The 10,509-nt window shown below is 70.6% G+C and carries 9 protein-coding genes; 6 read left to right on the top strand and 3 right to left on the bottom strand.

All coding sequences use genetic code 11. From position 1 onward, the window contains the following. Nucleotides 1–232: 232 nt before the first annotated feature. Together V7Q48_RS17975 and dapE are read left to right on the top strand one after the other, a co-directional pair. A complete protein-coding gene (locus V7Q48_RS17975; protein WP_333840576.1) occupies nt 233–901 on the top strand; it encodes a glutathione S-transferase family protein in 669 nt (222 codons plus the stop codon). Next, complete coding sequence (gene dapE, locus V7Q48_RS17970; RefSeq protein ID WP_333840574.1) at nt 898–2,025, top strand: succinyl-diaminopimelate desuccinylase; 1,128 nt, start codon at nt 898–900, stop codon at nt 2,023–2,025. Before V7Q48_RS17975 ends, dapE begins: the two co-directional genes overlap by 4 nt. A 161-nt stretch (nt 2,026–2,186) precedes the next feature. On the opposite strand, the gene V7Q48_RS17965 is transcribed toward dapE, so the two are convergent. From V7Q48_RS17965 to panC, 3 genes are all read right to left on the bottom strand, one after another. Further along, nucleotides 2,187–2,696, bottom strand: a complete 510-nt coding sequence (locus V7Q48_RS17965) for a (2Fe-2S)-binding protein (RefSeq protein WP_333840572.1) — start codon at nt 2,694–2,696, stop codon at nt 2,187–2,189. A gap of 7 nt (nt 2,697–2,703) precedes the next feature. Beyond that, complete coding sequence (dacB, locus tag V7Q48_RS17960) at nt 2,704–3,906, bottom strand: D-alanyl-D-alanine carboxypeptidase/D-alanyl-D-alanine endopeptidase (RefSeq protein WP_333840570.1); 1,203 nt, start codon at nt 3,904–3,906, stop codon at nt 2,704–2,706. A gap of 360 nt (nt 3,907–4,266) precedes the next feature. Continuing rightward, complete coding sequence (gene panC / locus V7Q48_RS17955) at nt 4,267–5,121, bottom strand: pantoate--beta-alanine ligase (protein ID WP_333840568.1); 855 nt, start codon at nt 5,119–5,121, stop codon at nt 4,267–4,269. Nucleotides 5,122–5,283: 162 nt separating this feature from the next. Between panC and V7Q48_RS17950 the strand changes: the two genes are divergently transcribed. The 4 genes from V7Q48_RS17950 (at nt 5,284) to V7Q48_RS17935 (ending at nt 10,455) form a co-directional block, all read left to right on the top strand. Continuing rightward, nucleotides 5,284–6,150, top strand: a complete 867-nt coding sequence (locus V7Q48_RS17950; protein WP_333840578.1) for a division plane positioning ATPase MipZ — start codon at nt 5,284–5,286, stop codon at nt 6,148–6,150. Then, complete coding sequence (locus V7Q48_RS17945; RefSeq protein ID WP_333840566.1) at nt 6,147–6,431, top strand: molecular chaperone DnaJ; 285 nt, start codon at nt 6,147–6,149, stop codon at nt 6,429–6,431. The genes V7Q48_RS17950 and V7Q48_RS17945 overlap by 4 nt, the downstream gene beginning before the upstream one ends. A 51-nt stretch (nt 6,432–6,482) precedes the next feature. Next, nucleotides 6,483–7,856 carry a phosphoglucomutase/phosphomannomutase PgmG gene (gene pgmG, locus V7Q48_RS17940; protein ID WP_333840564.1) on the top strand — a complete coding sequence of 458 codons (1,374 nt, stop codon included), beginning with the start codon at nt 6,483–6,485 and terminating at the stop codon, nt 7,854–7,856. Nucleotides 7,857–8,028: 172 nt separating this feature from the next. Next, on the top strand, nt 8,029–10,455 hold the full coding sequence (locus tag V7Q48_RS17935; RefSeq protein ID WP_333840562.1) for a ligase-associated DNA damage response DEXH box helicase: 2,427 nt from the start codon (nt 8,029–8,031) through the stop codon (nt 10,453–10,455). Nucleotides 10,456–10,509 lie beyond the last annotated feature (54 nt).

Raw genomic sequence — 10,509 nt, 5'->3', positions numbered from 1 at the left:
CCGTCCAATCTCCGCCAAGCATGCTCAAGCTTCACGATTTTTGCAACAGAGCCGGGCTGGCCATGGTCGATGCCGTCGCGCGGCTTCATGGCGGCCACCTCGGACTGGGTGACGCGCCCGCCGGCGGGCTGTCGGTGAGCTTGCACCTGCCCCGGTAGAGGGCGCCGCCGACCCTCGACAGCCTGTGCTCGAGGCTTTAGGCGGGGCCCTTCCATCCACGAAAGGTCGCGCGATGAAGCTGGTGATCGGCAACAAGAACTATTCGAGCTGGTCGCTGCGCGGGTGGCTGGCGGCGCGCCAGTCGGGCCTGCCGTTCGAGGAAATCTGCGTTCCGCTTTATGGTGACGACTGGGACGAGGCCAAGCGCCGCGACGCCAATCTCGCGCCGTCGTCGGGCAAGGTGCCGATCCTGTGGGACGGCGATGCGGTGGTGTGGGACAGCCTCGCGATCATCGACTATCTCGCCGACAAGGTCGGGCGCGACCGGTTCTGGCCCAAGGAAGACGCCGCGCGCGCCATGGCACGATCGATCGTCGCGGAAATGCATTCGGGCTTTGCCGCGCTGCGCCAGGCGATGCCGATGAACGTGCGCCGCCGCGTGCAGGTCGAGACCGTCAGCGACGCGGTGCGCGCCGACATCGTGCGCATCCTGCAGATCTGGGCCGAGGCGCGGGCGCGCTTCGGGCAGGGCGGTCCCTTCCTGTTTGGCACCTTCAGCGCGGCCGACATCTTCTACGCGCCGGTCGTCTCGCGCTTCATCACCTACGGCGTCGGCGTGCCCGGTTTCGCCACGGCCTACATGCAGGCGCTGTGGGAGCATCCGTGGATGCAGGCCTGGATCCAGGCGTCGGAGGACGAGGAATGGACGATCGAGCAGTTCGAAGAGAGCCCGCAGGCATGAGCGCCGATCCCGTCATCCTGACCGAGCGCCTGATCGACTGCCCGAGCGTGACGCCGGCGACCGGATCGGTCTTCGCCATGCTCGAGGCGATGGTCGTGCCGCTCGGCTTCACCGTCCATCGCTTCGTCGAGGGCGAGGCGCCCGATGGCCCGGTGGAGAACCTGCTGGCGATCCGCCACGGCCCGGCGGGCAGCCGCCACTTCGCCTTCGCCGGGCACCTCGACGTCGTGCCGCCGGGGCAGGGCTGGACCAGCGCGCCCTTCGCGGCTGAGCGGCGCGGCGCGCTGCTCTATGGCCGCGGCGCGGTCGACATGAAGGGCGCGATCGCCGCCTTCGTCGCCGCGCTGGCCGATATCCCGGCCGACGCGGGCACGATCAGCCTCGTCATCACCGGCGACGAGGAAGGCCCCGCGCGCTATGGCACGGTCGCGCTGATCGAACGGATGCGCGCGCTGGGCGCCCTGCCCGACCTGTGCCTGGTGGGCGAGCCGACCAGCGTCAACCGACTGGGCGACATGATGAAGATCGGCCGACGCGGCTCGGTCAACCTGTGGCTGACGGTCGCCGGCGCGCAAGGGCACGTCGCCTATCCGCACCTTGCCGACAATCCGATTCCGCGCCTCGTCGCCATGCTGGCCGAGCTTGACGCGCTCGAACTGGACAGCGGCAGCGACTGGTTCCAGCCCTCGAACCTCGAGATCACCGACCTCGAGGTGGGCAACCCCGCGACCAACGTCATCCCAGCCGAGGCGCGTGCGCGGCTGTCGATCCGCTTCAACGACCTGCACACCGGGCAGGGGCTGGTCGACCGCGTCACCGCCATCGCCGCGCGCCATGGCGGGACGGTGCGCGCGGTGATCTCGGGCGAGAGCTTCATCACCCTGCCGGGCGATTTTTCCACGCTGATCGCCGAGGCCGTGCGCGCCGAAACCGGGGTGGAGCCGGAGCTGTCCACCACCGGCGGCACCTCGGACGCGCGCTTCTTGCGCGCGCTGTGCCCGGTTGTGGAATTCGGCCTGTGCAACGCGACGATGCACAAGAAGGACGAGGCGGTCGCGATCGACGACCTCGTCGTGCTGGCGCGGATCTATCGCCGTATCACGCTGGCGGCGCTGGCGGGCTGAGACCAGGTTCTATCGGGGGCACGCGGGTGTCGCGCTTGGCCTCGCCCCTCCGTCAGGCCTTTGGGCCTGCGACCTCCCCATCGATGATGGGGAGGATCTGAGGTCCTCCCTGCTGCAGGCGGGGAGGGGGGACCGCCGCGAAGCGGTGGTGGAGGGGCCGTTCACAACCCCGGCGTCGTCGCCTGCACGGGCGCGGGGACGCGCAAGCCCGGCTCCTGCCCGCGCAGGATGCGCCCGGCGCGCTGGACGGCGCGCACGAGGCGCGGCTGTACCCCGCAGCGGCAGACGTTGGGCAGGGCGGCGGTAATGTCCGCCTCGGCCGGGTCGGCGTTGCGCGCGAGCAGCGCGGCGGCCGCCATGACGAGGCCCGGCGTGCAGAACCCGCATTGCACTGCTTGTTCGGCGGCGAAAGCCTGCTGCACCGGGTGATTGCGATCGGGCGAGAGGCCCTCGATCGTCGTCACGCTGCGGCCTTCGGCCTCGCCCAGCAGCAGCGTGCAGCTGGGCATCGCCTGCCCGTCGACGATTACCGTGCAGGCGCCGCATTCGCCGGTGCCGCAGCCGTACTTGGTGCCCGTGAGATTGGCGGCATCGCGCAAGGCCCAGAGCAGCGGCGTGTCGTCGGGCAGCGCGATCGCGATCGGCTGGCGGTTGAGCGTCAGGGAGGCCATGGCCGGCTCAGTACCGCGCCGCCCAGTCGAGCACCAGTGCATCGACGAAGCGGCTGGCGGAGGCGCCCTCGGGCAGGTCGTTGACGAGCACCGCAAAGGTGAGCGTGCGCCCGTGCGCCGTGGCCAGGAACCCCGCCAGCGTCTGCGTGCCCATCAGCGTGCCGGTCTTGGCGGCGAGCTTGCCCTCGAGCGGGGTGCCGCGCAGGCGGTTCTTCAGCGTGCCGCTCTGCCCCGCCACCGGCAGTCCGGCGCGCCACAGTGCCGACCAGGGCTGGGCATTGCCCCAGCGCAGCAGCGTGACCAGCGCGCGCGGGGTCACGCGGTCGTAGCTTGACATGCCCGAGCCGTCGTAGAGGCTGACGCTGCCCGGCGGCAGGGCTGCGGGCGCCAGCGCGGCATCGCGCGCCGCGCGCCCTGCCGCGACGGTGCCCGCAGGGGAAAGCCGCCGCAGCAGCAGTTCGGCATGGAGATTCTGGCTCTGGCGCAAGGTCAGCGCGATGTCGTCCGCCAGCGGCGCAGGGATCGTGCGGGCGAGTATCTCGGATGCGGCCGACGGTGCGCCAGCGCTCATCCGGTGGCGCACGCTGGCCGCGCCGGTGACTCGCACCCCGCGCGCCTCCAGCATCGCGCGCAGGACGATCGCGGCGCGCAAGGCCGGATCATGGACGGCCTGGGGTCGCAGCCCGGGCGCGCTCGCGAGATTGTCGTCGAGCGTCAGCGCCGAAACGGCGGTGCCCGATATCGTCGCCATGTTGTCCCAGCTCATGCCCGAGGGCCAGCGCTCGTCGGCCATGGCGCTGTCATCGCCGATCACCGCGCCGACCGTACGGTTCGGAAGCGCGGCGGCCACCGCATCGGCGAGCGTCGCGAGGCAGTCGGTCACGCAATCGGGCGCGGACGACAGGCGTGCATCGCCATGGCCGGCCAGGACCACGTCGGCACCCTCGAACGCCACCGTCGCGCCCGCCGCGTCATCGGGCCGGGTGACGTCGCCCAGCAGCGCCAGCGCGGCCGCGGTGGTGAACAGCTTGGTGGTGGAGGCCGGCACCATGCGCTGGTCGGCGGCCTGCTCGGCCAGCACCGCGCCGGTCTCGTCGGTGACGACGTATCCGATCCGTGCGCCGGCTGGCAAAACGGGGGCCGGCGGCACGGGGGCTGCCGCCGCATCGGGCGCCGGGGAGAGAAGCATTACGAAAGCGAGCAAACGCATGCTCGCGTCTATAGCGCGATGGAGGCGCGCCGGGGCATGAAATGTCGCCGGAACGTGAGGCTGCGCGTGCGCGATGGGCCCTTCGACAGGCTCAGGGCGAACGGGTTGGGATGGGGTACGGGAAACCCCCGCTCAACCTGAGCTTGTCAAAGGACGCCGGCACGGCAGGTACGGTCCTGTGCCCTTCGGCGGGCTCAGGGCGAACGGGTTGGGAGAGGGTAAGCACAAACCGCCGTTCGTCCTGAGCTTGTCGAAGGACGCTAGCGCTGCAGGTGCGGTCCGTTGCCATTCGACAAGGGGAGCGCGCACATGAAAGAGCACGACACGCAGGTTGTGCCCCGGGCAGCCGAACGCGGGCGCTCAGATAACCGGGGCGTTGTCGATCAGGCGGGCCTTGCCGATGTGGGCGGCGACCAGCACGCGCGCCGGCGCCGCGCCCGGTGCGTCGAGCAGGTCGAGCGTCGTGGCATCGCGCAGTTCGGCATAGTCGACGCGCGAAAAGCCGCCTGCCAGCAGCGCGGCGGAGAGGTCGGCCATGGCCTGCGCGGCCGGGGTGCCGCCCTTGAGCGCCGTCACGGCAGCCGCGATCGCGCGCGGCAGGGCCACGGCGGCGGCGCGTTCCTCGGGGGTGAGGTACTGGTTGCGGCTGCTCATCGCGAGACCGTCAGCCTCACGCACCGTCGGCACCCCCAGGATCGCGTCGGCGCGCGGGCTGGTGAGGTCGAGGTCGCGCGCCATGCGGCGGATGATGGTCAGCTGCTGCCAGTCCTTCTCGCCGAACAGCGCGACGTCAGGCTGGACCTGGTTGAACAGCTTGGTGACGACCGTCGCCACGCCGTCGAAATGGCCGGGCCGCGCCGCGCCGCACAGCACCGCATCGAGGCCCGAGACGCTGACGCTCGTGGCAAAGCCTGCCGGATAGACCTCGGCCGGTGGGGGCGCCCAGACGATGTCGACGCCTTCGGCCGCGAGCAGCGCGGCGTCGGCCTCGAGCCGGCGCGGATAAGCGTCGAAATCCTCGTTGGGCCCGAACTGGCGCGGATTGACGAAGATCGAGACCGCCACGGCATCGGCATGGCGGCGCGCAGTGCGCACCAGCGTCAGGTGCCCTTCGTGAAGCGCACCCATCGTCGGCACCAGCGCCAGGGTTTTTCCCCCGCTTTTGAGCAATGTCACCGCATGACGCAGGGTGTCGAGACGAGAGATGGTTTGCACGCCGGCGGCCACTCCAGTAAGCCGGGGCAAGACGGGCCACGCGGCGGGGGCCAACCCCCTAGCGGTGCGGACCCGGGCATTCAAGCGTTCGGTTAACCGGCCCAGCGAGAGAGAAACCGCGTGTCCCAAGGCCCTGAGGGTTCCGGCCAGCCAAATCCCGGCCTGCCCAATCCGCACACTGTTCCCCCCGGTGCTCCTCCCGGCGCTCCTCACCGTATCGTCTTCGCCAACGAGAAGGGTGGCACCGGCAAGTCGACCACGGCGGTCCACGTCGCGGTCGCGCTCGCCTATCAGGGCGTGCGCGTGGCCGCGATCGACCTCGACAGCCGGCAGGCCACGCTGCACCGCTATCTCGAAAACCGCGACGAGACCGCGCGCCGCCGCCAGCTGCCGCTGCCCAACGCCACGCACGTCGTATTCAAGGGCGAGACGACCGACGAACTCGACGCCGTGGTCGCGGACCTGTCGCAGGACCACGATTTCCTGATCTTCGACACGCCCGGCCGCGACGACATGCTGGCGCGCCATGTCGCCACCACCGCCGATACGCTGGTCACCCCGCTGAACGACAGCTTCGTCGACTTCGACCTGATCGGGCAGGTCGATGCCGAGACGTTCCGCGTCCGCCGCCTGTCGTTCTATGCCGAGCTGATCTGGGAGGCGCGCAAGAAGCGCGCGCTCACCACGATCCAGCAGGGCCGGCGCGAGATGGACTGGGTGGTGGTGCGCAACCGCACCCAGCATGTCGAGGCGCGCAACCAGAAGCGCATCGATCAGGCACTGAACGAGCTGTCGCGCCGCGTGGGTTTTCGCATTTCCAACGGCCTGTCCGAACGCGTGATCTATCGCGAGCTGTTCCCGAGCGGTTTCACGCTGCTCGACAAGGGCTATCTGGGCGAGCTGGGCACCAGCCACCTCGTTGCGCGGCAGGAATTGCGCACCCTCGTCGCCGGGCTCAACCTGCCGATCCCGCCGCGCGGGGCCGTGCCCACCGGTCCCGAAGGGGCCGCGCTGGCGGGCGTCGCGTGACCAAGCTGATCCTGCTGGCTGCGCTGGTCTGCGCGGCGGTCAAGCTGCTGACCGGGCGATGGCCTTGGGAACTGGCGCGCGGCGATGCCCGTTCCCTGGCCGAGAAGCGCGCGCGCGGGCTGCTTGGCGTGGACCCGGGCGCGGGGCGGACCGAGATCATCGAGGCGCACAAGCGGCTCGTCGCCATGGTCCACCCCGATCGTGGCGGGTCGAACGAGGCCGTGCACGAGGCCAATGCGGCGCGTGATCTGTTGCTGGGGCGGCTGATCGAGCGCCGTTGACGTTACCGTCCCAGGTCGCCGTCACGCTCGAACTGCGAGGAGGGCCGGACGATGACCACGCACCAATTCCATCCCACGATCCTGCGCGAATATGACATTCGCGGGGTGTTCGGCGAAACGCTCGACGCGGATGATGCGCGCGCGGTGGGGCAGGCCTTTGCGACGTGCGTGGCCCGGGCCGGCGGCGGCCGGGTGGTCGTGGGCCATGACGGGCGCACCAGTTCGCCGATCCTGCTTCATGCCCTGCTCGAAGGCGTGACCGCCGCCGGGGTCGATGCCGTGCGGATCGAGCTGGGGCCGACGCCGATGCTCTATTACGCGGCGGCCATATTGCCGGGTGTCGCGGGCGGGATCATGGTCACCGGCAGCCACAACCCGCCGACCCACAACGGCTTCAAGCTGGTGCTCGGTGGCAAGCCGTTCTTCGGGGCGGACATCGCCGCGTTGGGCACCATGGCCGCAGCCGGCGACTGGGCCAGCGGCAACGGCACGATCCATAGCGCCGAGGTGATGGACGACTACGTCGATCGCCTGCTGGAGGCGCTGGACGGGATCGACCCGGCGCGGCTGGCGAACCTTGCCATGGCGTGGGACTGCGGCAACGGCGCGGCCGGGCCTGTGGTGGAGCGGCTGGTTGCGCGCCTGCCCGGGCGACACCGCGTGCTGTTCGGCGCGGTCGACGGGCGCTTTCCCAACCATCATCCCGATCCCACGGTCGAGCGCAACCTCGCCGACCTGCGCGCCACGGTGGCGGACGACCACCTCGATGGCGGCGTGGCGTTCGACGGCGATGCCGATCGCATCGGCGCGATCGACGGTACGGGCCGCGTGCTCTGGGCCGATCACATGCTCATGATCCTTGCCGAGGATGCGCTGGCCCGCCACCCCGGCGCGCGCGTCTTGGCAGACGTCAAGACCGGTCAGGCATTGTTCGACCGCGTGGCGGCGCTGGGTGGCCAGGCGGACATGGCGCCGACCGGCCATTCGCTGATGAAGGCGCGGATGCACGAGACCGGCGCACTGCTGGGTGCGGAGATGAGCGGGCATCTCTACATCGCCGAGGACTGGTGGGGCTTCGACGACGGCCTCTACGCGGCGCTGCGCCTGATCGCGGCGAGCGCCCGGCTCGGCCGTTCGCTGACCGACCTGCGCGGCGCGGTGCCCGACACCTTCGCCACGCCCGAAGTGCGCCGTCCGGTGGACGAGGCGCAAAAGTTCGCTTTGGTCGAGGCGGTGCGCCATCGCCTGGAGGCCGAAGGCGCACAGGTCACGGCGATCGATGGCGTGCGCGTCACCACCCCCGACGGCTGGTGGCTGCTGCGCGCCTCGAACACCGAGCCCGCGGTCGTCACGCGCGCGGAAAGCGCCAGCGCCGAAGGGCTGGCGCGGCTCGAGGCGGAGATCGAGCGGTATCTGCACGGGTAGCGGCCCCTCCGTCAGCCGCTGGCGCGTCTGCCACCTCCCCATCGGGGATGGGGAGGATCAAGGTTCCTCCCTGCCATGAGGCGGGGAGGGGGACCGCCCGCGCAGCGGGTGGTGGAGGGGCGAAAGACCACCCCCCTCGCGCCCGGGCCACATCGCACCTATCTTGGGCATCATGGCCGGCGTTCCCCCCGAGATCACATCCTGGTTCGATGCGCGCGGCTGGCGCGTGCGGCGCCATCAGGCGCAGATGCTCGATGCGGCCGATGCCGGGCAGCATGCGCTGCTGGTGGCGGACACGGGTGCCGGCAAGACGCTGGCAGGCTTCCTGCCGACGCTGGCCGCGTTCTGTCCGTCGCGGCTGGGCGATGCCCCGGCGCCCGAGGGGTTGCACACGCTCTACATCTCGCCGCTGAAAGCTCTGGCGCACGACGTGCAGCGCAACCTGCTGACCCCGATCGAGGAGATGGGCCTCTCGATCCGGGTCGAGACGCGCAGCGGCGACACGCCGTCGGATCGCAAGGCGCGGCAGCGGGCGCGGCCGCCGCAGGTGCTGCTGACGACGCCTGAATCGCTCTCGCTGCTGCTGAGCTATCCCGAGGCATCCGAAATCTTCAGCGGGCTGAAGCGGGTGGTGATTGACGAGGTCCACGCCTTCGCCACGGGCAAGCGCGGCGACCTCCTGGCGCTGGCGCTGGGCCGGCTGCAGGCGCTCGCGCCCGACCTGCAGCGGGCCGCGCTTTCGGCCACGGTGGCCGAGCCGGAGGCGTTCCGTGCCTGGCTGGCGCCGTGGGGCGAGATCGACGCCGTCGCGCTGGTCGAGGGCGAGACCGGGGCCGAGCCCGAGGTCGAGATCCTGCTGCCGCGCGAGGAACGCGTGCCCTGGGGCGGGCACGCCGCCGCCTGGGCGGTGCCGCAGCTGATCGAGATGATCCGCGCCAACCGCGTCACGCTGATCTTCACCAACACGCGCTTCCTGGCCGAATACATCTTCCAGCTGCTGTGGGATGCCAACGACGAGACCCTGCCGATCGGCATTCACCACGGCTCGCTGTCGGCCGAGGCGCGGCGCAAGGTCGAGGGCGCGATGGCGCAGGGCAAGCTGCGCGCGCTGGTCTGTACCGCCAGCCTCGACCTCGGCGTCGACTGGGGGGACATCGACCTTGTCGTGCAGATGGGCGCACCCAAGGGCTCCTCGCGCCTGCTGCAGCGGATCGGCCGCGCCAATCACCGGCTCGACCTGCCGAGCCGCGCGGTGCTGGTGCCGGGCAACCGCTTCGAATATCTCGAGGCGATGGCCGCGCGCGATGCGGTGCACGAGGGGCAGCGCGACGGCGAGGACTTCCGCCCCGGCGGGCTCGACGTGCTGGCGCAGCACGTCATGGGCTGTGCCTGCGCCGGCCCGTTCCACGAGGATGCGCTACTCGCCGAAGTGCGCTCGACGCTGGCCTATGCCTGGGTCGATGCCGCCGCCTTCGCGCGCGTGCTCGATTTCGTCGCCACCGGCGGCTATGCGCTGCGCGCCTATGACAAGTTCCGCCGTATCGTGCGCGACCGCGATGGCACCTGGCGGCTGACGCACCCCGAACAGGCGGCGCGGCACCGGCTCAATGCCGGGATCATCATCGATTCCGAGATGCTCGAGGTGCGCTTTCGCAACGGCCGCTCGCTGGGCCGGGTCGAGGAGCATTTCGGCGCGCAACTCAGCCCCGGCGATACGTTCCGCTTTGCCGGGCTGGATCTCGAGGTGGAGGGGGTGCGCGACCTCGAACTGGTCGTGCGCGCGGCCAAGAGCGCGGGCCAGATCCCGAGCTATGGCGGGGCGCGCATGCCGCTGACCACGCACTTGTCCACCCGCGTCCAGGCGATGCTCGCCGATCGCGGCACCTGGGCGCGCTTTCCCGACGATGTGCGCGAATGGCTCGAAATGCAGGACTGGCGCAGCCGCCTGCCCGCGCCGGGCGAACTGCTTGTCGAGAGCTTTCCCTTCCATGGCCGCGAATACAGCGTGTTCTACACCTTCGAGGGGTGGAACGCGAACCAGTCGCTGGGCATGCTCATCACCCGGCGCATGGAGGACCGGGGGCTGGGGCCGCTGGGCTTCGTCGCCAACGACTATGCGCTGGCGGTGTGGAGCCTGCGGCCGATCACCGATCCTGCACCGCTGCTCTCGCCCGACATCCTCACCGACGAATTCGTCGAATGGGTGCAGAACTCGCACCTTCTGCGCCGCGCCTTCCGCGAGGTGGCGGTGATCTCGGGCCTGGTTGAGCGGCAGCATCCCGGCAAGCGCAAGAGCGGCAAGCAGGTGACGTTCTCGACCGACCTCATCTACGACGTGCTGCGCAAGTACGAGCCCGACCACGTGCTGATCGAGGCCGCCTGGGCCGATGCGCGCACGCGGATGACCGATGTGGGCCGCCTCGCCGACCTGCTCGACCGCGCAGGCGCGGAACTGGTCCACGTGCAGCTGGAGCGCGTGACGCCGCTGGCGGTGCCGGTGCTGGTGATGATCGGGCGCGAGAACCTGCCCGCGGGCGCGGCAGACGACGAGCTGGTGATCGAGGCGGAATCGCTGGGTGGGCTGGCGATGACGGCGTGACCCCCGATCCTCCCTCCGCTTGCGGGGGGAGGTGGCCGCCGCAGGCGGTCGGAG

Origin of the sequence: Novosphingobium sp., assembly GCF_036803765.1 — a bacterium.
Lineage (GTDB): Bacteria > Pseudomonadota > Alphaproteobacteria > Sphingomonadales > Sphingomonadaceae > Novosphingobium.
Note: the sequence above shows the minus strand (reverse complement) of the source record. Positions and strands in the feature narration are given on the sequence as shown.